This is a genomic window from Vibrio sp. YMD68, assembly GCF_029958905.1.
Classification (GTDB): domain Bacteria; phylum Pseudomonadota; class Gammaproteobacteria; order Enterobacterales; family Vibrionaceae; genus Vibrio.
In genome coordinates, this window is the sequence record NZ_CP124614.1 from 1,364,549 (window position 1) to 1,387,255 (window position 22,707).

22 protein-coding genes and 1 other annotated feature are annotated in these 22,707 nt (G+C 43.8%); of the genes, 6 read left to right on the plus strand and 16 right to left on the minus strand.

From position 1 onward, the window contains the following. Positions 1–51 precede the first annotated feature (51 nt). Positions 52–732, plus strand: a complete 681-nt coding sequence (locus QF117_RS12455) for a hypothetical protein (RefSeq protein WP_282389211.1) — start codon at positions 52–54, stop codon at positions 730–732. Between the two features lie 185 nt (positions 733–917). Then, entirely contained in the window at positions 918–1,118 is a 201-nt protein-coding gene (locus QF117_RS12460) for a DUF4250 domain-containing protein (RefSeq protein ID WP_282389212.1), read from the plus strand. Between the two features lie 60 nt (positions 1,119–1,178). On the opposite strand, the gene QF117_RS12465 is transcribed toward QF117_RS12460, so the two are convergent. Continuing rightward, the gene (locus tag QF117_RS12465) at positions 1,179–2,090 is read right to left on the minus strand and encodes a LysR substrate-binding domain-containing protein (protein ID WP_282389213.1); all 912 of its coding nucleotides are present in this window, start codon (positions 2,088–2,090) and stop codon (positions 1,179–1,181) included. A 252-nt stretch (positions 2,091–2,342) separates the two neighbouring features. Here QF117_RS12465 and metE point away from each other — a divergent pair, with 252 nt between their 5' ends. Beyond that, positions 2,343–4,667, plus strand: coding sequence for a 5-methyltetrahydropteroyltriglutamate--homocysteine S-methyltransferase (metE, locus tag QF117_RS12470; RefSeq protein ID WP_282389214.1), 2,325 nt, complete (start codon positions 2,343–2,345; stop codon positions 4,665–4,667). A 144-nt stretch (positions 4,668–4,811) separates the two neighbouring features. Here the strand turns inward: metE and QF117_RS12475 are convergent, their stop codons facing one another. The 15 genes from QF117_RS12475 to QF117_RS12545 all read right to left on the minus strand — a co-directional run bounded on the left by QF117_RS12475 (position 4,812) and on the right by QF117_RS12545 (position 19,962). Next, positions 4,812–5,369: a phaC PHA synthase gene (locus QF117_RS12475; RefSeq protein ID WP_282389215.1), complete on the minus strand. Its 558-nt coding sequence runs from the start codon at positions 5,367–5,369 to the stop codon at positions 4,812–4,814. Between the two features lie 226 nt (positions 5,370–5,595). Further along, entirely contained in the window at positions 5,596–5,979 is a 384-nt protein-coding gene (locus QF117_RS12480; protein ID WP_282389216.1) for a GspS/AspS pilotin family protein, read from the minus strand. Between the two features lies 1 nt (position 5,980). Next, positions 5,981–6,277: a YciI family protein gene (locus tag QF117_RS12485; protein WP_282389217.1), complete on the minus strand. Its 297-nt coding sequence runs from the start codon at positions 6,275–6,277 to the stop codon at positions 5,981–5,983. Positions 6,278–6,395: 118 nt separating this feature from the next. Continuing rightward, positions 6,396–6,794, minus strand: coding sequence for an acyl-CoA thioester hydrolase YciA (yciA, locus tag QF117_RS12490; protein ID WP_282389218.1), 399 nt, complete (start codon positions 6,792–6,794; stop codon positions 6,396–6,398). 271 nt (positions 6,795–7,065) lie between these two features. Then, positions 7,066–7,317 carry a hypothetical protein gene (locus QF117_RS12495; RefSeq protein WP_017038990.1) on the minus strand — a complete coding sequence of 84 codons (252 nt, stop codon included), beginning with the start codon at positions 7,315–7,317 and terminating at the stop codon, positions 7,066–7,068. A 97-nt stretch (positions 7,318–7,414) separates the two neighbouring features. Continuing rightward, a complete protein-coding gene (locus QF117_RS12500; protein ID WP_282389219.1) occupies positions 7,415–9,937 on the minus strand; it encodes a response regulator in 2,523 nt (840 codons plus the stop codon). Continuing rightward, positions 9,930–11,123, minus strand: a complete 1,194-nt coding sequence (locus tag QF117_RS12505; protein WP_282389220.1) for an acyl-homoserine-lactone synthase — start codon at positions 11,121–11,123, stop codon at positions 9,930–9,932. The genes QF117_RS12500 and QF117_RS12505 overlap by 8 nt, the downstream gene beginning before the upstream one ends. 291 nt (positions 11,124–11,414) lie before the next feature. After that, positions 11,415–12,674 carry a dicarboxylate/amino acid:cation symporter gene (locus tag QF117_RS12510; RefSeq protein ID WP_282389221.1) on the minus strand — a complete coding sequence of 420 codons (1,260 nt, stop codon included), beginning with the start codon at positions 12,672–12,674 and terminating at the stop codon, positions 11,415–11,417. A gap of 348 nt (positions 12,675–13,022) precedes the next feature. Continuing rightward, positions 13,023–13,829 carry a tryptophan synthase subunit alpha gene (trpA, locus tag QF117_RS12515; RefSeq protein ID WP_282389222.1) on the minus strand — a complete coding sequence of 269 codons (807 nt, stop codon included), beginning with the start codon at positions 13,827–13,829 and terminating at the stop codon, positions 13,023–13,025. Continuing rightward, complete coding sequence (trpB, locus tag QF117_RS12520; protein WP_282389223.1) at positions 13,829–15,019, minus strand: tryptophan synthase subunit beta; 1,191 nt, start codon at positions 15,017–15,019, stop codon at positions 13,829–13,831. Before trpB ends, trpA begins: the two co-directional genes overlap by 1 nt. A gap of 11 nt (positions 15,020–15,030) precedes the next feature. Next, on the minus strand, positions 15,031–16,446 hold the full coding sequence (trpCF, locus tag QF117_RS12525; protein WP_282389224.1) for a bifunctional indole-3-glycerol-phosphate synthase TrpC/phosphoribosylanthranilate isomerase TrpF: 1,416 nt from the start codon (positions 16,444–16,446) through the stop codon (positions 15,031–15,033). 4 nt (positions 16,447–16,450) lie between these two features. Continuing rightward, positions 16,451–17,449, minus strand: coding sequence for an anthranilate phosphoribosyltransferase (gene trpD, locus QF117_RS12530; RefSeq protein WP_282389225.1), 999 nt, complete (start codon positions 17,447–17,449; stop codon positions 16,451–16,453). A gap of 9 nt (positions 17,450–17,458) precedes the next feature. Next, the gene (locus tag QF117_RS12535; RefSeq protein WP_282389226.1) at positions 17,459–18,106 is read right to left on the minus strand and encodes an aminodeoxychorismate/anthranilate synthase component II; all 648 of its coding nucleotides are present in this window, start codon (positions 18,104–18,106) and stop codon (positions 17,459–17,461) included. A 4-nt stretch (positions 18,107–18,110) separates the two neighbouring features. Beyond that, positions 18,111–19,676, minus strand: a complete 1,566-nt coding sequence (locus tag QF117_RS12540; RefSeq protein WP_282389227.1) for an anthranilate synthase component 1 — start codon at positions 19,674–19,676, stop codon at positions 18,111–18,113. A 126-nt stretch (positions 19,677–19,802) separates the two neighbouring features. Beyond that, positions 19,803–19,905: a sequence feature (Trp leader region), on the minus strand. Next, entirely contained in the window at positions 19,858–19,962 is a 105-nt protein-coding gene (locus tag QF117_RS12545) for a Trp operon leader peptide (protein ID WP_282389228.1), read from the minus strand. (Overlaps the previous feature by 48 nt.) An 82-nt stretch (positions 19,963–20,044) precedes the next feature. Here QF117_RS12545 and QF117_RS12550 point away from each other — a divergent pair, with 82 nt between their 5' ends. The 3 genes from QF117_RS12550 to rluB all read left to right on the plus strand — a co-directional run bounded on the left by QF117_RS12550 (position 20,045) and on the right by rluB (position 22,630). Further along, entirely contained in the window at positions 20,045–20,920 is an 876-nt protein-coding gene (locus QF117_RS12550; protein WP_282389229.1) for a PHP domain-containing protein, read from the plus strand. Between the two features lie 30 nt (positions 20,921–20,950). After that, on the plus strand, positions 20,951–21,571 hold the full coding sequence (locus QF117_RS12555) for an L-threonylcarbamoyladenylate synthase (protein WP_282389230.1): 621 nt from the start codon (positions 20,951–20,953) through the stop codon (positions 21,569–21,571). A 111-nt stretch (positions 21,572–21,682) separates the two neighbouring features. Then, positions 21,683–22,630 carry a 23S rRNA pseudouridine(2605) synthase RluB gene (gene rluB, locus QF117_RS12560; RefSeq protein WP_282389231.1) on the plus strand — a complete coding sequence of 316 codons (948 nt, stop codon included), beginning with the start codon at positions 21,683–21,685 and terminating at the stop codon, positions 22,628–22,630. Positions 22,631–22,707 lie beyond the last annotated feature (77 nt).

Below are 22,707 nucleotides of genomic sequence, written 5' to 3' on the forward strand. Positions count from 1 at the left end.
GTTATTATCCTCTGCTAATTATTGATACTTCGATTTTTAACAGTGGATATTATGGTCAATCACTTGATTTCTCTTTTTCCAGCGATGCTTCTTGGGGCACAACTGGTACTGACTCTCATTTTAGTCAAAGGCGATATTTGCCCTGGGCAGCGTGGGCGTATTCATAAAATGCTACCAGCGATAGGGGTCCTATGGTTAGCGACGGCTTCTTTGAAAATCGAAGCATTTATGGTGGTTTTTGCGATATTCTATTTTTACTCTCGCGTTCAAACGGGCAAAACACGTGATGCTGGCCCCATCTGGTTGCTATTTCTCGCGAATGGTTTTGCCTTGTCGTTTGTGGGTATTCAAATTATTCAGCAATTGAGTGTGCCTCAATCATTTACTTACTTTGTTCTGATCTTTTTGCTTGGTGCAAGTTTCTCACACTTATTATTGACCATTGCTCGAACACGTTTACAAGCGTTCCATCGAATCTTACCTGTGACCGTAGTGATTGCTGCAATGATGTTCACCGGGTGTGTCCTAGCGAGTATTTATCAGTTCGATGAGTCGCAGTTGGAGCGAATATTGATACCGCTAGTGATTAGTTTTTTATCTGTGTTACTGGGGGTAGTGGTTTCGTGTTGGCATTTATTGGCGACTCGCGCACCAGAAAAAATTCAGATAGGTCTGGGATTGCTGTTATTGTTATGCTCCGCGACCATTTCATCTCAAGTCATGGTGATTTAGAAGAGGATCACTTTTTAACTAAGAAATCACAGCGACACTATGAATAGCAACTATGCTTTGAGTAAGGTATGCGCTTTGAGTAAGGTATGCGCTTTAAGTAAAGCCTGAATTGGTAAACGTTTACCCCTTACTTTTTATCTCTTTACCCCTGAGAAGTTTAACTCTTGCAATAAAGGAGAATAGTGATGGATTTTAGTAATATTACTCGTCTCGATAACGCCATCCTTCTGGGTATCGTTAATGAAAAGCTGCGTCTAGAATGTGACAGCTTTGACGAATTGGTCAGCACGTATGAAATGGATGTTGAAAGCCTGATTGGAAAACTGGATGTATTAGGTTATCAATATGATCCATTGACCAATCAGTTTAAAGCATACCAACGCTAAGAGCATTTCCTTGTTTGAAGGGAAATGCATAAATAAACAATGACATATCAGCCATTTCCCTTAAGCCATCTTGATCCCATCAAGGTGGCTTTTGCATTGAAGTTTGGCGGTCGAAAAGAAGGCTTGTAAGTAGCGCTTATCTTTCTCGGAATTTCGCGTGGCGGCAAACAGTCTGCGCCACAGGCCTTTGCCTAGAGGTTTACTGCTGATTAACCCTTGCCTAGAAAACTCGCTAATTGCCCAATTGGGTAGAGCAGCAACTCCTAGCCCAGCGGACACCATTTGAACCAGCATCAAGGTGTTATCGGCTTGCTTCCATTTCTGAGGCTCGACGCCTGCCGGTTGCAAAAAGTGTTTTACGATATCAAGGCGCTGTTTCTGCACCGGGTAAGAGAGCATGGTTTGATCGCTGATATCTTCTGGTTCGACACACACCTTTGTTGAGAACGGATGAGTGGTTGAGGTGATAAGACGCATTTCAAAATCAAACAAGGGTTCATAGTGGACTTCAGATCGGGGTTGAATGTCTGAGGTGATGACAAGATCAAGTTCACCAGCCACTAAAGCAGGCAAGGGCTCAAATCCAAATCCCGATGAAAAATCAAGGGCTACACTTGGCCAAGCGAGTTGATATTCTTTGAGAGCAGGCATAAGCCACTGAAAACAGGAATGGCATTCGATGGCCATGTGTAACCGTCCATTCACATCTTCTTTCAAACTGGCAATTTCATTTTCTGCTTGAGCGAGTTTCGGCAGTACCTCATTGGCCACTTTAAGTAAAATTTCACCTTCGGACGTGAATTTCACCGGTCGCGTCTTACGCAAGAAGAGCTGCCCACCGATTCTGGATTCGAGATCTTTTATTTGATGAGACAACGCCGATTGAGTCAGGTGTAGAGCGGTGGCGGTGGCGGTTAATGACCCCGTCTCTCTTAATGAGGTCAGAGTGCGTAAATGTTTTAGCTCAATCATGAGTTCCTCTCATCTTCCTTGAAGTTTCATTAGCTTCTCTAATCTACCTATTATAATTGGATGTGTAAACATCTAGATGGCTATTTGCCTGGGTGTTCATGAATATTATTAATAAACAAGGTGAATAAATGGAGATTGTTCATATTGATGAAAAACGAGATAGTTTGGCCATCTAGAGCTCTTTATTAGTCATTGACTAACGAGCTTAAGAATTATTGGCGCAGAACCAAAATCATCAGAAGGACTAGGGAAATGACAGCAGCAACCATAACAACACATATATTAGGCTACCCACGTATTGGCGAAAAAAGAGAGCTAAAATTTGCATTGGAACAATACTGGCGTGGTGAAATAGATCAAAAAGCACTCAAAGAGGTAGGGTCGACCCTTCGTAATAAGCATTGGCAGTTGCAGGATGAGGCAAAGCTGAGCTTTACGACCGCAGGGGATTTTGCATGGTATGACCATGTGTTAACGACAACACTGTTATTGGGTCATACACCAAAGCGTCATAGCGATGGCTTCCCCGATTTAGACACAGTATTTAAAGTCGGTCGTGGTCAATCCCAAGCGAGTTGTGGGTGCAGCAGTGCGGAAGAGAGTGACGGCAACGCTGCTTCAGACATGACCAAGTGGTTCAACACCAATTACCACTATATCGTTCCAGAATTCAGCCAAAATGATAGTTTTGAAGTCAGTTGGCCGCAACTATTCGAAGAAGTGAATGAAGCAATGAAAGCGGGGCATAAAGTCAAACCCGTTTTGCTTGGTCCACTGAGTTATCTTTATTTAGGAAAAGAAGTCGAGCAAGATTTTGATCGTCTGACATTGCTTCCGCGTTTATTGACGGCTTACCAAGCCATTCTCTCAAAACTGGCGAGCTTAGGTGTGGAATGGGTTCAAATTGACGAACCTATTTTGTCCTTAGAGCTGGAAGAGAAGTGGCTTGATTCATTCAAACTTGCATACCAAGTAATTCAAAGTGATGTGAAGTTGCTACTTACGACGTATTTTGATTCAGTAGTAGATACGATTGACAAGATTGTTGAACTATCAGTCCAAGGCTTACACATCGACTTAGCTGCTGCCCCAGATCAATTAGACCTTGTTGTTTCAAAACTTCCTCAAGACTGGATATTGTCTGCAGGTGTAATTAATGGTCGAAATGTTTGGCGCGCCGATTTAAGCACTTGGGTTGAACGCTTGAAACCTGTGAAAGACAAACTGGCTGAACGGTTATGGATTGGCACATCGTGTTCATTACTGCATAGCCCTGTGGATCTGGATTTAGAAGCGGAGTTAAGTGAAGAAGTGAAGTCTTGGTTTGCTTTTGCTAAACAAAAAGTTGAAGAGGTTGCGTTACTCGCGGCGGCTATCGATGGTGATGGTAGAGCGATTTTAGCGTGTGAGGAATACAGCCACCCCATTGCTGCAAGACTCTCGTCAAGCCAGGTGAATAAGCCGCAAGTTGAAGCGCGTATTAACAGTATTACCAAAGCACTATCTGAGCGGAGCGAGCAATATGTGACACGCGCTAAACATCAATCAACGGCACTTGGGTTACCTTTATTGCCGACAACAACGATTGGTTCGTTTCCTCAAACGGGTGAAATTCGAGCTCAGCGAAGTGCATATAAGCAAGGTCTTTTAACCGAATCCCAATATAATGAAGCGTTAAAAGGGCATATTGCCGATGCCGTGAAACGTCAAGAAGCCCTAGATTTGGACGTACTGGTGCACGGTGAAGCCGAACGTAATGACATGGTGGAATATTTCGCAGAGAACCTTTCTGGTTTTCAAACGACTCAATTTGGTTGGGTACAAAGCTATGGGTCACGCTGTGTGAAACCGGCGATTGTTGTTGCTGATATTGAGCGTGAAAAGCCAATCAGCGTAGATTGGACCACCTATGCACAATCTCTGACTTCTAAGCAAATGAAAGGCATGCTGACAGGCCCAGTAACGATACTGTGTTGGACGTTCCCTCGAGAAGATATCTCCCGTAAAAAAATTGCTCAACAGCTTGCTTTTGCTCTCCGAGATGAAGTGTCTGATTTGCAGGATTCAGGTATTAATATCATTCAAATAGATGAGCCCGCGATTCGAGAGGGCTTGCCGCTAAAAAAGAGAGATCATAAGCAGTACTTGGAGTGGGCGGTGGATGCATTTAAGATTTCAGCGGCCAGTGCGAGACCAGAAACACAGATTCACACGCATATGTGTTATAGCGAATTTAATGAAATTATTGATTCCGTCGCGGCGCTTGATGCTGATGTTATTACCATCGAAACATCTCGCTCAAATATGGAATTATTACGCGCTTTTGAAGAGTTCAACTACCCCAATGAAATTGGGCCAGGTGTCTATGACATCCATTCGCCAAATATTCCATCAGAAGCGTGGATTCAAGGCCTACTAAGAAAAGCGGCAGAGAAAATCCCAGCAAGCCGTTTGTGGGTCAATCCAGACTGTGGGTTAAAAACGCGCAATTGGACTGAAACCGAGCAAGCCTTAACCAATCTGGTCTCAGCGGCAAAATCGTTAAGAGAAGAATGGAAGGAACGAGAAATCGCTTAGCGAGTAAAGACAACAAGATCGAGAAGGTTCTGGATGAGAAAATGCCGCTACGATAGCGGCATTTTTATTTGTATCTCGCTCTATTGTCCGATGAATTTCTCTTTATAGCGATTTTCTAATCGCTAGGTTCGGACAAAAGGCAGACTACTTAGCGAAGTTGATAATAGGGAAACACTTGAAGAACCCGTTATCAGCACAGTTAATGATACCGATTTGAACGCCTTCAATTTTTGCTGTTTTGTTGAAAAAGCCAAATTGAACGGTTGATGTATCAGAAAGGTTTGCTGCACCAATATCAACCAGTGTATTGCCCTCTGAATAGTTAACAAAACTAATGTTCGCACCTTTAACATCGTTGGTTACGTTGACTGCACCAATGTTTGCGCCAAGTGTCGAACCAGTATTCCAGTTAAAAAAGCCTAAAGATGCCCCAGTCATCGATTCGTTGACTTTAGAAGCGCCAAAAAACCCCAGGTTAACACCCGTTGTATTGTTCGTTTCAGAAAGTCCAACAATAGCCAGATCAACCCCTTTAAGGTCGTCGACTTTACCGTAAAGAGCAGCGACACGTACACCACCAACCGCTTGCTCGTCGGGTGCATTAAAATTATTAATCGATGAAAACATCACAGGCGTAGAAGCAAAAGCGACAGATGATGCAAGTGCAGCGGTAACAGCGAGTGCAGAAATAATTTTTTTCATGGAAACTCCAGCGGGTTCTTACTATTTTATAAGTGTTTGATGTAACAAACAGTATATGCGTGACCTGAGTCGCATAATGTATATGCGTAATATCGAATATGCAAGCTTCAATTACTGCTGGCCTGAATGCGTATCACAAGTGATAGGATAAAAATTATCATTTAAGAGATGGCGTTCTTGAGCAGTGTGGTCGATCTAACAGCGCATGTGTCACCTATACTTCAACCTACTGGCACGTACTATTATCAATGTATTGGTCAATCATTAGCTGGCCACGACTGTTGCGCATTTGTATACGGTAGCTAACGCCCACTTCGAGATTGTTTTTTACATCCGGGTCACTGCAATAGCTGTCTACACTCATTTTCATGATTTGTTGAGTGGGTTTTGCGCCAGGCGCATCATCATTGTAAACCATCATTATTTCGATGGTTGTACCCTTTGCTCTCGCCCGCATGATTGACAGAGGACCATACTCCAAAGGTAACTCAGAGCTTAAGACGCTGGCTCTGTTTTGGGCTAAGAGTTCAAGATTTCTTTGTTGATCAGCATTAGAAGAGCAGCCAAATAACATCAAAGAAGCCAAGGCACCAATGATAACTTTACGCATATTAAAATACTTTCTTAAATGGTTTAACGATGACATTGGCATAAACACCAGCCTCTATGTAAGGGTCTGCATCCGCCCATTGCTGCGCATCTTGCAGTGAATTAAATTCTGCGATTACCGTCGATCCAGTGAAGCCGGCTTCCGCTGGGTTTTCTGAATCAATCGCAGGCATTGGGCCTGCCGTCAGTAAGCGACCTTCATCTTTTAAACGCTCTAGCCTGGCTAAATGCTGTGGGCGAACAGAAAGTCGTTTTTCGAGTGAGTTTTCAATATCTGTTGAAAAAATTACGTACCACATGGCTATATCCTTATAATAATTAGCGAGTTTGTTGAATGATTCGGTTCGGTTCATTCCTGAACAGTAATGTACTGACTGTAGCAGTTTTTTTCAGCAATAATATAACCTTAATGTGAGTTTAGGGCTGCTTAATTAAACGAGGTCTACCTTTTTGGTCGATTGCTACGTAATTGAACGTGGCTTCGCACACTTGAAAACGTTCACCGACGCCATCTTCTTTCACAGGCTTTACCCATACGTCTAGTTTAATGGACATCGAAGTCCTGCCAATTTTTTTGCATTCACCATAACAGCACACTACATCGCCCACTTTCACGGGTTTCTTAAAGGTAATGCTGGATACAGAGACGGTAACAATACGGCCTGAAGAAATTTCTTTGGCCAGGATACCACCAGCTAAATCGAGTTGAGACATTATCCAACCACCAAATATATCACCATTAGCGTTGGTGTCTGCGGGCATTGCGAGGGTTCTTAATAACAGTTGCCCTTTTGGGGCATTTACTTCATGAGTCATAGGTATTCCAAAAAACAAAAAAGCGACCAGAGAGGTCGCTGAGAACAGTTATTGAGGCATTGTAGCAAATAGAGATTAAGAAAGTGACGTTATAATTCTGAAGAGTGATTTTTCATTATTGGATTGGCCTGCTATGGCTTGAAATCACCCAAAGAAAAAACAATGCAATAACCAATAACCAATAACCAATAACCAATGACCAATAACCAAGGCACAATAAATACAACGAATAATAAAACTAGGGATATCCGTGTACTCTCCAGCTAGCGAACTATCTTTCCAAACTGGAGGTTTGTTGAGTCGAAACCAGCTGTTTTATATCTTCTAGATACCCTTCGGTTCTTAAATTGTCGACGGCTGACCTTAACTCTTCATCGCTCATTGAAAAACAACAGGATTTTCCTGTCATTACATTTAGGTATTCGTGGTACTCCGCCTCAGTAAAATGACCAATGCGATCCACAAGCAGCGTTTTTATTCCGTGATGAATTAATCCGTAGTATGTATGTCGATGAATATCCATAGTGATTGCTCCTAATCTAAATCGGCGCGGAGGGCTTTTATTAGCCAAAAAATTGCCACCGCATCGTTGTTAGAAAATGAAGCATATTAAATGCCAACTAATGGATCGATTGAGTTTCCTTATCTTTATTCAGCCATTTGAGTACTTTTTCTTTTAATGCTTCTTGCCCGGTTGGCTTAGTCAAATGATCATCCATTAGGCGAGCAATCAGAGACAGTTCTTTGGCGCCAGATTCTCCAGACAAAGCGATGATAGGGGTTGCGGGGGATATTTTCTTTAGCTCAATCGAAGCTTCAAAACCATTCATGATAGGCATTTGCACGTCCATGATCACAAGATCAATAGGGTTAGTGTTAAAGATATCAATGGCGGTTTTTCCGTTGTTGGCTTGAATGACGTTGAACCCCATGTCCAGCTGTTCAAGATAAAGAGTGACTAAAGCTCGTTGAACTTCCTTATCATCAACAACTAAAATATGTTTATTGGAAACCTTACTCACATCCACGCGATGTTTTTTGTCGGTATTTTTAACCACGCCGCTCGTCTTTCTTTCATTGACTGGAGGAGGGCTTACCGCGGGAAATATGAGGTGAAACTCAGTAAATTCACCAAGTTTAGAATGGCATCGAATTGTGCCACCAAAGGAGGTCATGACTCGCTGACAGTAGCTCAGGCCTAGCCCACTGCCACCACTTTTATTGTGTGAGAAAAAGTCGTTAAAAATTTGGCTCTGTATCTTGTCAGAAATACCTGGCCCTGAATCTCGTATGACCACGGTAGCTTGGTTTTCGTGCTGTGACGCTGAAATAGCAATTTGACTATCAGGATAAGAATCAAAATAGTAAATCGCGTTTCGTAATAGATTAAAGATAACAAAGTTAAACAGAGTGTCGTTTACTTTTACGTAAAAATCACCGTCTATCTGCAGAGCAACACGCTCTCGATGATTAGGGTGTTCGAACCCGTATTGTTCCAATGAGCCTTTAAGAAGCTGTGTGATGGAGTAGGAGGAGGAAGGCTCATCGTCCAAAGAGGCGCTGTTGACTTCGCGCAGTATAATGTCAATCAGTTGTTTGCCACGTTCAACGGCGTTTCTTCCGTTTTCTATCTCTTTTTCAAGCTCTACAACTTGCGAACCACGTGCAATGTGTGAGCTGAGCGCTTCAAAATGCAGTAATACTTGAGCTAAAGGGTTTCTCATTTCATGGGCAATAGTATTCGCCAGTGCTTGAGATTGTCGAATTTTGCACTCCATATTGATATAGCCTTGCGCCTTTTTAAGCATTCCTTGCAAGGCCTGTATCTCTTCTTGTGAAAATAAACGCCCGCTGATTTTATGGGTGGAAATCAGGAAGTGAGAGACATCTTGTCTATCGTCATAGAGTGGCAGCATCATGGCCACATCGGTATTGCTCATCTTTGTATACAGTTCGAGTAATTCTTTAGGTTGATTTGACGTTGAACGATCAATTTGATCCTTTATCTCATCAACAATGAGCGCGTTCCCATTCAGCTGTATTTGATGGGTGTAAAGTTCATCTTCTTCGCTGGTTTGGATAAGTTGTATCTGAGACTGAGGGACATCTAACAACCGCGATAGTTTAGACATAGCGATGGAAGGAGACGATTGAAACTCACTCACTAACGCGTTGATATCATCGAGAGGCGTGGTTTTTGAACGATAGATAATTAGACTGACATAGCGTTTGATCGTATTGAATAGGTATCGCCATGTGACACCGATAAACATACACCAAATGATGACATGAATGCCGGCTTGTGCAGGCGCAAGGAACTGAGATAACGACAGGTAGAGTGCGGAATAAACACCACTCGTTAGGGCGACGGTGAGTCCCAGAAATAAGATATATCGGCCACTAAAAAATCGACGGGTTAACAGAGCGTAGCCTACCATCAGCATTTCACTGATTGACAGTGCAGGGGGTAGCCATGTCAGTGAGAAGTCGTTCAACAAATAAGTAAAACCGAGCTGAATGATGGCTGTTGAAATCATAAAGATAGCAATGCCGAGAAGCATATAGTTAATTCTCGCTTGCCCGAGCTTATTGGCACTGTGTCTGATATGGATAAGATTGGTCAGCGTAAGGATAACGAGGGATATCAGAACGATGAAAAACCCTTGAGTATGCGGACCAAATTCAATAATAAAGTTGCTTGCGCTGTTCACCTGAACATCAATAACGGTCAAATCAGGAATAATGTTGACGGTGACAGCATAAATAACAAATAGGCTGAGAATGAGGTAGTGTATTTTGGGTGTCGCTGATTGAGATAACTCAGCTCGAAGTTGACATGAGAACAAAAAGGCAAACATGAAGCCAAAGAAAGCGGATAAATTGGCAAAGATCGCCATGAAAATGGCAACGTCAGTGGGGAAAATGACAAGAAAGTCGGTATGAAAATAGGCGTTACTCATGATCCAGAAAAATAGACCAATGGAGTACAGTACATAAAACCGAAAGGTCTTGTTGTTATTCGAGCTGGATTGTCTGTGTAGGGACAGCCGAAAGTATCCTACCCAACTAAGAATGAGGAAAGAGATGCCTATAAGAACCAGCGCTTTAGGGTAAAGTAGAGGGGCAATCAGTGTGTCAAACATAGTTGATCTCTTTCATTTGCTTGATTCTGCTTACAACGCGACGTTTATAAGAGTGAAAGTTTGTGTTTTCGAGCTCATTGCATAAATTGGGAATAACCCAAAACCCTTTGTATGTATGCCTATCAGAATGATCGATATTCCTGAAACTACTCGGTAAATAGCCGCCTTGTCGTAAGGTTTCGTAAAAGTGAATCATCCAAGGCTGTTCAATGATAGTGTAAGCCAATTTTATGTTCTTGTTCATCAAATATCTCATTAGCTTTTTTTGAGCAAGAAACAGAAAAAAAGCACCCTGAGTATTTGAGCCACTGACTGTTAAACGCAGTACTTCACAGACGAATGTTTTATCTAATATATGTGCACTAAACCTATCTTCAAAGCTTTGATTGCAGTGACCTTCAAAATGAAACGTCGAGTCAAACAGTTCGAGTTCTAAACAGCGTTGATTTAGGTTGTTGGGTAAGCAGAGTTGCCAGTGATGATTACGGAAAAACGGGGTGAAATAGAGCCAATTTTCCGATTCTTGCCAGTTTTGAACGCGAGCCGATGAAACAATGGTCTTTGCCTTATTCAGGTAAGGGTAATCATTGGTCGTCGTCATTAAGAAATGGCTACCCTGGCGAGATAAGTCTAGATTGAGTAAAATTTCGTACCACTGGCTATGCAAAACAAGTGTGGAGAGGTTGATTAATACAATCGCATCGCTAAGTGTGACGGGCACTTCATGATGAAGCGTCTGATACGGCGTGTCGACGGATTCGATACGCTCAATGAACTCTGAGTGATAGTTCTCTTCGCTTAATGATAGAGACCTTGGACGATGATCGGCCTCATAAGGGTAGCCTTGTTTGATTTTGAAAATCTCGTATTCACACCAAAACTGAGCCCAGTGACCGAATCTCTGGATGGCTGACTTCTCTAATGATTTGTACTCATCTGGCCATGACTTAATATTAATATCTAATGCCTGTTGATAAGCACGGGTTTTTAAACTGGTCGCAATGCTTAAAGTTTCAGCCGAAGGATCAAGTGAATAGGCCAGTTGGAGTCTATCGATGAGTATTGTTTCGCAGAATTGATTGGAAAGCGTTTTTTCAATAAACAGCGCCGCGTAGAAACATTCTTCTTTGAGTGCGTTACCGATGCAGGGTTTTGCCATGCTATTAGATTCATTCATCGCAGCCATTTTAATTCCCTGTCTGAACAGACTCGTTGATAACTTAGTACCATAACAATAGAGTTAAATGCCATCGAGTGCATAACAGGGAAAGCGTGCGATAGATCCCAACAATAGATCCCAATAATAGCGCCTCAAATTAAAACAACAAAAAGGCCACAAGAGGTTAGATCTTGTGGCCTTTTTAAGACGCTTTGCTTAGATGTAGGCTCTGCGACTTATCTTTAGTGACTTCACTTAAGTAACTTAACCAATTGAATGAAAGAGACTTAATTTGGTCTATTTAGATTAAGCTTTTGATCATGCTTCTTGTTTTCGAAGTTCGACTTCACCCGCTTCTTCTTCAATTAAAGAATCGACAATAACCGCACAGGCCGCATCACCAGTGATATTAAGCGCAGTACGAATCATATCGAAGATACGGTCAAGAGCGAAAAGAAGCGGTAGACCTTCAATTGGAATGCCTGCTGCAAGTAATACAGCAACGACTAAGAATGATGGACCAGGAACACCCGCTTGACCAACCGCACCGAGTGTGGAGGTCAAAATGATCGCTATGTAAGCGCCCATGCTTAGGTCGATACCAAATAACTGAGCAAAGAAGATTGCAACCAAACCGTAGTAAATCGCATTGCCTGACATGTTGATTGTTGCACCTAAAGGCAAAACAAAAGAAGCGGTAGAGTTACGAACGCCGAGTTCTTTTTCAACCGTTTCCATGGTCACTGGCAATGTCGCCATAGAAGAAGCTGTTGAAAGAGCAACGGCTTGCGGCTTCTTCATTGCAGTTAAGAATTTCTTAGCAGAGGTCTTAGTAAAGAGTTGAATCATCAATGGATAGACGATGAAGCCAAAAATCAGAATCGCAGCGGTGTAAACCAGAAACAGTTTGAAAACGATCATTAAGGCTGAGAATCCAAAAGTGCCTACCGCTTCAGCCATAAGGCCAAATACCCCTAGCGGAGCAATCACCATTACTTTGTTGATCATCCACACCATTGCATCAACAATCGTGTTTACGCCATTGATGATTGGATCGCGTTTCTCTTTGGCTTGCTGAGAAAGTGCCACACCGAAGAAAAGGCAAAAGACTAGGATCTGTAGGATGTTTTCATCGTTAAGTGAACTAAAAATGTTGGTTGGGATCATACCTGTGATGGTCGCCCAGAAAGTTGGAAGCTCACCTTTCGCTGCATACTCAGCAGAAAACATACCTTCAACACCAGAAACATCAATGCCGATTCCTGGTTGAAATACTTCGCCCATAAAAAGCGCTAGCGCAACGGCTAAAGCGGAAGTCATACCAAAAAATCCTAGAGTCGTGAGGCCAACTTTTCCTGCTGACTGGCTACTGCCTAAACCCGCTGCGCCTGAAATAAGTGCGACCGCAACCAATGGAATGACCAACATTTTAATCAGTGCAATGAAAATGGCACCCATTGGAGCGAACATAACTGCGCTTTCGCCCATAAGACCACCGATGATGGTCCCCAGGATCATCGCGATGACAACCTGCACGCCAATGTTGCTTAGTAAATTCTTTTGTTTTAACACTTGCATAACTCCTGTGCTACTAAATTGTAAAATCCTAATATTAAATACCAATCAATATTAAATAATTAGATTAATATTTTGATATGTTTTTACACGTTACAGGAGGTATTGGCAACCGACTGGAGCCATAATCGTTATAAAAGATGACATTTTTTATCTAAACTGATTTTATTTTGCTCAATGCAAACGTTTGCTCTGGTTTTTGTCAATGGTTTGCTTTTTAGTATTGATTGTGACTATGAGAGTTTTTTGTTTCTGTGGCGGTAAAAATGACGTGTAGCGAGAAAGCGTAACAAAAAAGACCTTCAATGCTTGAAGGTCTTAGATTGTATGGTGATGCGGTTTACGACAGTGCTATTTTTGTGTTGCTTGCTTCATTGAAGAGACAAACTCATGCAGTTTGGCAATCATCGCATCGGGTTCCCGAACATTGGTTTCGATAATTTTGACCACGGCTGATCCCGAAATGGCGCCTGCTGCTCCCGCTTCCACGGCTTGTTTGACTTGTTCAGGTTGAGAAATACCAAAACCTAGCAAGGCTGGTGGCGCATCAAACTGATTGAGTCGCTTCAGTAGAGTGTCCACAGGCATGTTGGCTTTGGTTTCTGTGCCAGTGACCCCTGAGCGAGACAATAGGTAGGTATAACCGCTACCGAGTTTAGCCACGGACTTCAGTGTGTCATCATTGGCTGTTGGTGGTGCAATAAAAATAGGGTGAACGCCATGTTTTTCAGCAGCAGCAACGAATTCCGCACTTTCATTAGTGGGAACATCTGCAATTAACACCGAATCGATGCCTGCATCGGCACAACGTTGGTAAAAATTGTCGATACCGCGTGAGTACACTAAATTTGCGTACATCAATAACCCAATCGGCAGTTCCGGATATTTCGCCCTAATCTTTCCAATCATCTCAAAGCAAATATCAGGAGTAACGTTAGACTCCAATGCTCGAATATTTGCGCCTTGAATCGTTGGGCCATCAGCTAACGGATCTGAAAATGGAATACCCAGTTCCAGAGCATCAGCGCCTGCTTCCACTAAGGTTTCCATGATTCTTAGTGATTGCTCAGGGTTAGGATCACCGACGGTAACGAAAGGGACAAAAGCACCTTGATTTTTCTCACTTAAGCGAGCAAACAGTGTTTGATAGCGATCCATTATAAAACTCCTTTCTCTTCTAGAATATCGTGAACGGTGAAAATGTCTTTATCGCCACGTCCAGATAGATTCACAACCAATAACTGTTCTTTTTCCGGGTCGTCATGGGCCATTTTCAATGCATGAGCGAGTGCGTGTGCAGACTCTAGCGCTGGGATGATCCCTTCTTTACGAGCTAGAATTTGGAACGCATCAAGCGCTTCATCGTCCGTTACGTTATCGTATTCGGCACGTCCAATAGAGTTAAGGTGAGCATGTTGTGGGCCTACAGATGGGAAATCAAGCCCTGCAGATACCGAGTATGATTCTTCAACTTGACCGTCTTTATCTTGCATCAGAGGTGCTTTCATACCAAAGAAAATGCCTGTTTTGCCATGTTTCAGTGGCGCACCGTGTTGGTCAGTATCAATCCCTTTACCTGCAGGTTCGACGCCAATCAAACGGACGTCTTTTTCTTCGATGAAATCTGCGAACATACCGATGGCATTTGAACCGCCGCCCACACAGGCAATCACGGCATCGGGTAAGCGACCTTCACGCGCCAGAATTTGGCGTTTAGTCTCCTCGCCAATGATATGTTGAAATTCACGAACAATGGTAGGGAAAGGGTGAGGACCCGCCGCGGTGCCCAACAAGTAGTGTGCTTCTTCATAAGTAGCAGACCAGTCGCGCAGCGCCTCGTTACACGCATCTTTAAGCGTAGCCGATCCTGAATGGACGGGAATCACTTCAGCGCCCATCAATTTCATGCGAAATACATTAGGACTTTGACGTTCGACATCTTTTGCACCCATGTAAACGCGACATTTCAAATCCAGTAATGCACAGGCAAGCGCGGTGGCTACACCATGTTGTCCTGCGCCTGTTTCTGCAATGATCTCTTTTTTACCCATACGCTTTGCAAGCAACGCTTGACCAAGAACTTGGTTGGTTTTATGAGCGCCGCCATGCAGCAAATCTTCTCGTTTAAGGTACAGTTTGGTTTTTGTCCCTTTAGTGAGGTTTCTTGTCAAGGTCAATGCCGTTGGTCGGCCCGCATACTCTTGCAGCAGCGTCATAAACTCCGCCTGGAATTCAGGATCTGCTTGCGCGTCAATAAACGCTTGCTCCAGTTGGTCTAGTGCTGGGACCAAGATTTGTGGAACATATTGTCCACCGTATTCACCAAAATAGGCGTCAAGTTTTGCCATGATTATATTCCTTAGTAATCTCTGATTGCTGCAAATGCTTGTTGCAGCTTATCGGTATCTTTTTTACCTGCTTGGTACTCAACGCCTGAATTTAGGTCGAGTCCTAAACAGCCGAGCATGGACGCCTGTTTTGCATTGTCAGCATTGAGACCTCCCGCTAGCATGATTTGTTGAGTGTGATTAATGATATCCCAATCGAATACTTTTCCTGTGCCACCCGATTGCTCGCCTACCTTGGTATCGAGCAAGTGTCGGTCAACATTTTCCTTTAAAAGAACAGGCATGGCGTCGGTAACACCATATGCTTTCCAAATCTCAATTGAATCTGAAATCTGCTCTTTAAGTTCGTTGACGAATGCCTGCGGCTCATCGCCATGCAACTGAATTGCTTTAAGACCAAGTTTAGAGACGACCTCGACAATCGAAGAGACGGGGTGATTTTGAAAAACACCAACATATAGAAGAGGCGCACCACTCATAGTGATGCGAGCCGTTTCGATATCAACACATCGTTTGGATTGTTCAACAAAAATCAACCCACCAAACACTGCGCCCGCTTGGTATGCCTTCGCTGCGTCGTCTGGGTGTGTTAAGCCGCAGACTTTGTTCTCTCCAAGAATGACTTTTCGAGCGGCCAGTTCAAGGTTGTCTTCTGCCATCAGCGAACTGCCAATCAGAAACCCTTTCGCGTATGGGATAAGATCTTTGACTTGCTGATGCGTGTAAATGCCTGATTCAGAAATAATGATGGCATTAGGCGCTTTGGCTTTCACTTTGGGCGCGAGCTCTTTTGTTCGGTTAAGGTCTGTCGATAAGTCGCGAAGGTTGCGGTTATTGATGCCGATAACCTTGGCGTTTAATGCGACGGCTCTTTCGAGTTCTTCATCATTACTTATTTCAGTGAGCACGCCCATGCCCAAAGAGTGGGCGAGGGTCGACAGCTCGTTATACTGCTCATCATTAAGTACCGATAGCATCAGCAAGATTGCATCTGCGCTGTAGCGACGAGCCAGGTAGACTTGATAGCTGTCGATCATGAAGTCTTTACATAGAATAGGCTGGGTTGCGATAGCACGTACCTTTGGTAAAAACTCAAAATTTCCTTGGAAGTATTTTTCATCAGTCAGCACTGAGACTGCGCTGGCGTGACGATCATAAACAGCCGCGATATGCTCTAAATTGAAATCGTCACGTATCAACCCTTTGGAAGGTGATGCTTTTTTACACTCAAGGATGAATGCGGTTTTTCCCGATTCTAACGCAGCGTAAAAATCGCGATCCGACTGGTTTAGATGGTCTTTAAATTCTGATAACGGCTGAGCTATTTTTCTCTCCGCAACCCAAAGATGTTTGTCTTTCACGATTTTTGCGAGAACTTCGGCCATTTCAGTTTCTTGCAGCGAAACGTGTTCAGAAAGTTGAGTCATGGTTTTAGCCTCTGCTTGCTAGTTGCTGAACAAGATCGAATGCCCGACCAGAGTTCATCGCGGCGATCGCTTGTTGCGTGTTCTCTTTTAGATTTTCATGGCCAAATAGGCGCATAAGTAACGCAACATTCACTGCAACAGCTCCGAGTTGGGCGTCGGTCCCTTTACCGGTCAAAATATTAGTGATAATAGCGCGATTCTCTTCTGGTGTTCCGCCTTTAATGGCTTCAAGAGGGTGACTTGTCACACCGAAATCTTCGGGCGTTAATGTGTATTGAATGATTTCACCTTCTTTGATCTCAGCCACTGTGGTTGGGCCGTGAATAGCGACTTCATCAAGACCGCTTCCGTGTACCACTGCCGCACGCTTCATACCCATTTTTAACATGGTTTCAGCGATAGGAAGAACCAGCGCTTCGCTGTAAACACCCATCAGTTCTATATTCGGACGAGCAGGGTTAATCAGCGGGCCTAGAATATTGAAAATGGTGCGTGTTTTCAGCGTTTGTCGAATGGGCATGGCATGCTTAACACCCCCGTGGTATTGAGGGGCAAATAAGAACGCCACTCCGAGATCATCAACAGCCTTGCGAGTATCTTCCGCACTCATGGCGAGATTGATACCGAAAGAGTCAAGAAGATCCGATGACCCTGATTTTGAAGAGACGCTACGGTTACCGTGCTTTGCCACTTTTAATCCACAGGCTGCGGCAACGAAGGCCGCGGTCGTCGAGATGTTAATTGTGTCGTGCCCATCGCCTCCGGTTCCAACTATGTCAGCAAAATCATAATCAGGGCGAGGGAATGGGTTGGCATTAGCAAGTAACGCTTTAGCAGCACCGGCGATTTCTTCCGGCGTTTCGCCTTTAATTTTTAGGGCGGTGAGCGCCGCAGTCATTAAAATAGGGTCTAATTCGCCACGTATTATTACGTTAAATAGCTGTTGGCTTTCATCTTGAGTAAGTGATTGCTGCTCGTACAGCTTGTTAATGATCTTTTCCATGATAATTCCCTATTTTTCCATTCTTTCTAATTCGGATTCTTCAAGGTTAACGTCTTTTTCTAATGCCCATTCTATCGCGTTGGCAAGAAGCGTTGCACCATAAGTCGTCATAATTGATTCTGGGTGAAATTGGAACCCACACACTTTATCGAGTTCGTGAGCAACCGACATGACAAGGCCATCGACTTCAGCAGTGACGGTCAGCTCTTTGGTTACATGAGTAGCAACTAAAGAGTGGTAGCGTGCGATAGCCAAAGGAGAGGGTAAACCTTGGTAGATATCATGTTGCTGGTGATCCATCATTGACACTTTACCGTGAATGATTTCTCCTGCGCCAGAGACTGTGCCACCGTAGGCTTCGACGATCGCTTGATGACCTAAGCAAATCCCAATCATTGGCACTTTCCCTTTGAGTAACTGAATTAACTCGGGCATACAACCTGCTTGTGAAGGCGCGCCAGGACCTGGGGAAAGCAACACAACAGGGTTGGTGAGTTTTGTGATGGCTTCAACAATGACGTTAGCATCAATGTTGTTCCTATAAACCGTCACGGGATAACCGAGCGAGCGGAATTGATCCACTAGGTTGTAGGTAAATGAGTCAAAATTATCGATAAATACGATATCAGCGGATGAGGTGTTATTCGCGTGTGTCATGTCGTTATTCCTTATGCGCAGCTTGAATGGCAGAAATAACCGCTTGAGCTTTTCCACGAGTTTCATCGGCTTCGGCTTGAGGGTCTGAATCAAAGACAACCCCAGCGCCCGCTTGCACTTGCGCGACGCCATTTTCTACGTATGCAGAACGAATTACGATACAGGTATCCAGCGTTCCCTCTCCAGTTAAGTACCCTACAGCGCCGCCATAACTGCCTCGTCTTGCTTTTTCTACGTCGCGAATGAGTTGCATCGCACGAATTTTTGGTGCGCCGGTTAAGGTGCCCATATTCATGCAAGCCTGGTAGGCATGGAGTGCATCTAAATCCCCACGTAATTGACCGACAACGCGAGAGACCAAGTGCATCACATGGCTGTAGCGATCGACTTTAAGTAAGTCGGCAACATGGCGAGTGCCGGGCTCAGAGATTCGAGCGACGTCATTTCTTGCTAAATCGACCAACATCATATGCTCAGCGTTTTCTTTTTTATCGCTACGCAATTCAAGTTCAATGCGGCTGTCTAGGTCAAAGTCAATCTCTCCGTTCGGGCGCTTACCACGGTGGCGAGTGCCTGCGATCGGATAGATCTCCACTTGATTGGTCTCGGTTTCGTACTTCAAGGCACTTTCAGGAGACGCGCCAAACAGAGTAAAAAGCTCATCCTGCATGTAGAACATATACGGGCTTGGATTACTCTGTTTCAGCTCTTTATAAGCGGCAAGAGGAGATGGGCATGGCAAGGTAAATCGGCGTGATGGAACCACCTGGAATACATCCCCTTTAACGACATAGTGTTTTAGGTCTCTTACCGTCTGACAAAAAACATCGTCAGAGATACTTGGAACCACATCAACCTTAGCGAGCTTCTGAGCGCGAACCTCTGTTGGTGGTTGTTGGCACTGCGTCGTGATTTCTGTCAGTCGTTGCTCTAGCTGTGCCTTAACCTTTGGATCTTGGCTAAAATTACTGGCGTGAAGGTGACCTTGCTCGGTTTGATGATCGAAGCGCAATAAGGTTTCGGCGACATAAAAAACATAGTCAGGACATTGGTTAGTGCTTTCTGCCTCACCTAACGGCTCGAAATTTGCGACTAAGTCATAAGCAAACAGGCCGGCCAAAAACAGTTCTAACTTTTCGTCTGGGTTTGTTTTATAGCTATGCTGTACAAGGCGAAGGGCATCAAATGAAGAAGACTCCCTAAGGCGAGAATCTTCATCTAATGTGTCGCATGCCGATGAGAATGTCAGTACCAGCTGATTTTCAGTGAATTCAGAGTGAATCTCTGGGTTCACATTGGCGTGAATATGTTTGATTAAGCTGCAACCATTTTCCGTGAGCGCCTGGTAGGTAACTTGATGCCCGTAACAGATAATTCTGACCGCAGAATCGATCAAAAGCATACTTTTAAGGTTCTGTTTTGAGTCAATTTCAGCGGATTCAAGCAATAAACTGTCTCGCTTATTTTCACACAGAGAATGAAATAGCTGAGTGGGGTCTTGAGCGTATGGGACGGCGGTATTGATGGTTTCAATACTTCCCAACTGTTTAATATTTATGGTCTTGTTCACAAGACTTCCTTCTAGTTTTTTGTATCTGCTTATCGTACATACTCGCACAAACTACCTAGACTCCCAATGAACAATATGCCTTATTTGATGAATTGTTCAGCGGTTGAGTGTGAGCGCGTCGACAAAATAAAAAAGCCCGCTAATTTTAGCGGGCTATAGTGAAACAATCTGGCTTGTTTTTTTACACGTTTACCCACTTAGAATATGTCCAAGTACGCCACCAACAAATGTCAGCACAAAGTACAGAAACTTTATCTTTATTCGTTAGGTTAAATTCTTGTAACATAGTAGGCCTTATCGGATATGCTTGTATTTGTGTACTAGTTAACTAGTATGCGAAGAAAAAGTCAACCAAAACGAATGAAAAAATGAAAATAGATCTACACTGTCACACAACCGCTTCAGACGGCAGGCTGACCCCGCAAGAACTTGTAGAAAGGGCGGTGAACTTTGACGTAAAAGTGTTAGCGATAACCGATCATGATACGTTAGATGGGATCAGTGTAGCCAAGGCGCACATTGAAGCAAATGCGTTAGACCTTGAGCTCATTACTGGTATTGAGTTCTCTACGGTATGGCAAAATAAAGATATCCATATTGTTGGGCTGAATATCGACACCAATGATGATGCTGTACTCGCGTTAATTAACCAACAAAAGTTACATCGTCACGAAAGAGCAAAACTGATTGCCCACCGATTAGAGAAATCAACAAGGGACGGTGTTTTTTCCGAAGTACAGGATATCGCAGGGGATGCGCCCATTACTCGCGCACACTTCGCCAAATGGTTGGTTGATAACGGCTATGCTAAAACAATGCAGCAAGTGTTTAAAAAATACCTAACTCGCAATAACCCAGGGTATGTGCCACCTAATTGGTGCTCTATGAAAGATGCGGTGGATGCGATACACAGTGCGGGAGGGCTCGCAGTATTGGCTCATCCGGGGCGCTATAACCTGACAGCCAAATGGATAAAGCGTTTATTGGCGGCCTTTACCGAAGCTGGGGGCGATGCGATGGAAATAGCGCTTCCTCAACAAGCGCAACAAGAAAGACGCACACTTGCTGATTATGCGATACAATACAAACTATTAGCCTCTCAAGGCAGTGACTTTCATTATCCTTCTCCGTGGACAGAGTTAGGAAGAAACCTCTGGTTGCCTTCTGGCGTTGAACCAGTTTGGAAAGATTGGACGTTGAGATCATCAAATACCACGAATAATGAAGATGATCTCACGGTATAGAGTCGCGAGACTCGATAATGAGGAATAACAATGAGCCAGTTCTTTTATGTACACCCTGACAATCCGCAGGCTCGCTTGATTAATCAAGCAGTCGCAATCATACGCAATGGCGGTGTTGTGATTTATCCGACCGATTCAGGCTACGCGCTAGGTTGTCAGCTTGAAAATAAACAAGCGTTAGAGAGAATTTGTCAGATACGTAAGCTAGACAGTAAGCATAATTTCACGCTTTTATGTCGAGACCTTTCTGAAATAGCACTGTACGCAAGAGTTGATAATACAGCTTTCCGTTTGCTAAAAGCGAATACACCAGGTCCCTATACGTTTATCTTCAAAGGGACAAAAGAAGTGCCTCGACGTCTGATGAATGCCAAACGTAAAACCATTGGTATTCGTATTCCTGATAATAAAATCGCACTGGATCTATTAGAAGCTTTAGGCGAACCGCTGATGTCGACGTCTCTCATCTTGCCGGGTAATGATCACACCGAATCGGATCCGGAAGATATTCGAGATCAGTTAGAGCATGCCGTCGATTGTATTTTAAATGGGGGTTACTTAGGCGAGCAACCCACAACGGTGATTGATTTTAGTGAAGATGATGCGGTTGTAGCCCGTATAGGTTCAGGAGATCCATCTCCATTTGAATAACCAAAAAATGATGCTTTTCAGATGATAATTTGAGATACTGCGCGGCCGCGATTTTTGGTCGCACAATTATTCTTTCGACGTCTGTGAAGACGACAATTACTAGGTAAAAAAATGAGCGAAAAACTACAGAAGGTTTTAGCACGCGCAGGGCATGGCTCACGTCGTGAACTTGAAACGTTAATTAAATCTGGCCGTGTCAGTGTCAACGGAGTAGTAGCAAAACTGGGTGAACGCCTAGAAGATGAAAGTGCTGTTATTCGTATCGATGGACACACGGTCTCTGCTAAAGTTTCTGAAGAAGTGGTTTGTCGTGTTCTCGCCTATTACAAACCTGAAGGTGAGTTGTGTACTCGCAATGATCCTGAGGGGCGCAGAACCGTCTTTGACCGCTTGCCTAAAATTCGTGGTTCACGTTGGATTTCTGTTGGCCGTTTGGATGCCAATACGTCTGGTTTGCTTTTATTCACCACTGATGGTGAGCTTGCAAACCGTTTGATGCACCCTAGCCGTCAAGTAGAACGTGAGTATTTGGTTCGAGTTTTTGGTGAAGTTAACGAAGAAAAAGTAAGAAACCTTGTTCGCGGCGTTAAGCTTGAAGATGGTATGGCTCGATTTGAAGATGTCGTTTATGCGGGTGGGGAAGGTATGAACCATACTTTCTACGTAGCAATCAACGAAGGCCGTAACCGCGAAGTTCGTCGTTTATGGGAATCTCAAGATACGACGGTAAGCCGCCTTAAGCGTGTGCGTTACGGCGACATCTATTTAGATAAAAAACTGCCTCGTGGTGGTTGGGCTGAGCTTGATCTTACCCAGGTGAATTACCTTAGAACTCTGGTTGAATTAGGCCCAGAAAAGAACACGATGCTTGATGAGTCTAAAGACAATACATCACGTAAACGTGAACGTTCTCGTAGTCAAAAAATTCGTCGTGCGGTTAAGCGTCACGAAGAGCGAGTAAGTACGCCAAAAGGTCGCAGCAATAACCCGTCTCGCGGTAAAAAGCCAACTAAGAAGTCGGCAGGTGAACCGGGCGCACGCAATAAAAGTCGACGTTAAATAAGCGTTTATTGCCACACAACACTGTTTTGATAAGCTGATAGTTCTCTATCAGCTTTTTTTATATCTGTAATGTT

Excerpts from the sequence above, each read along its gene's own strand:
- QF117_RS12455 (WP_282389211.1), top strand. The coding sequence starts at position 52 with ATGGTCAATCACTTGATTTCTCTTTTTCCAGCGATGCTTCTTGGGGCA.
- QF117_RS12460 (WP_282389212.1), top strand. The coding sequence starts at position 918 with ATGGATTTTAGTAATATTACTCGTCTCGATAACGCCATCCTTCTGGGT.
- QF117_RS12465 (WP_282389213.1), bottom strand. The coding sequence starts at position 2,090 with ATGATTGAGCTAAAACATTTACGCACTCTGACCTCATTAAGAGAGACG.
- metE (WP_282389214.1), top strand. The coding sequence starts at position 2,343 with ATGACAGCAGCAACCATAACAACACATATATTAGGCTACCCACGTATT.
- QF117_RS12475 (WP_282389215.1), bottom strand. The coding sequence starts at position 5,369 with ATGAAAAAAATTATTTCTGCACTCGCTGTTACCGCTGCACTTGCATCA.
- QF117_RS12480 (WP_282389216.1), bottom strand. The coding sequence starts at position 5,979 with ATGCGTAAAGTTATCATTGGTGCCTTGGCTTCTTTGATGTTATTTGGC.
- QF117_RS12485 (WP_282389217.1), bottom strand. The coding sequence starts at position 6,277 with ATGTGGTACGTAATTTTTTCAACAGATATTGAAAACTCACTCGAAAAA.
- yciA (WP_282389218.1), bottom strand. The coding sequence starts at position 6,794 with ATGACTCATGAAGTAAATGCCCCAAAAGGGCAACTGTTATTAAGAACC.
- QF117_RS12495 (WP_017038990.1), bottom strand. The coding sequence starts at position 7,317 with ATGGATATTCATCGACATACATACTACGGATTAATTCATCACGGAATA.
- QF117_RS12500 (WP_282389219.1), bottom strand. The coding sequence starts at position 9,937 with ATGTTTGACACACTGATTGCCCCTCTACTTTACCCTAAAGCGCTGGTT.
- QF117_RS12505 (WP_282389220.1), bottom strand. The coding sequence starts at position 11,123 with ATGGCTGCGATGAATGAATCTAATAGCATGGCAAAACCCTGCATCGGT.
- QF117_RS12510 (WP_282389221.1), bottom strand. The coding sequence starts at position 12,674 with ATGCAAGTGTTAAAACAAAAGAATTTACTAAGCAACATTGGCGTGCAG.
- trpA (WP_282389222.1), bottom strand. The coding sequence starts at position 13,829 with ATGGATCGCTATCAAACACTGTTTGCTCGCTTAAGTGAGAAAAATCAA.
- trpB (WP_282389223.1), bottom strand. The coding sequence starts at position 15,019 with ATGGCAAAACTTGACGCCTATTTTGGTGAATACGGTGGACAATATGTT.
- trpCF (WP_282389224.1), bottom strand. The coding sequence starts at position 16,446 with ATGACTCAACTTTCTGAACACGTTTCGCTGCAAGAAACTGAAATGGCC.
- trpD (WP_282389225.1), bottom strand. The coding sequence starts at position 17,449 with ATGGAAAAGATCATTAACAAGCTGTACGAGCAGCAATCACTTACTCAA.
- QF117_RS12535 (WP_282389226.1), bottom strand. The coding sequence starts at position 18,106 with ATGACACACGCGAATAACACCTCATCCGCTGATATCGTATTTATCGAT.
- QF117_RS12545 (WP_282389228.1), bottom strand. The coding sequence starts at position 19,962 with ATGTTACAAGAATTTAACCTAACGAATAAAGATAAAGTTTCTGTACTT.
- QF117_RS12550 (WP_282389229.1), top strand. The coding sequence starts at position 20,045 with ATGAAAATAGATCTACACTGTCACACAACCGCTTCAGACGGCAGGCTG.
- QF117_RS12555 (WP_282389230.1), top strand. The coding sequence starts at position 20,951 with ATGAGCCAGTTCTTTTATGTACACCCTGACAATCCGCAGGCTCGCTTG.
- rluB (WP_282389231.1), top strand. The coding sequence starts at position 21,683 with ATGAGCGAAAAACTACAGAAGGTTTTAGCACGCGCAGGGCATGGCTCA.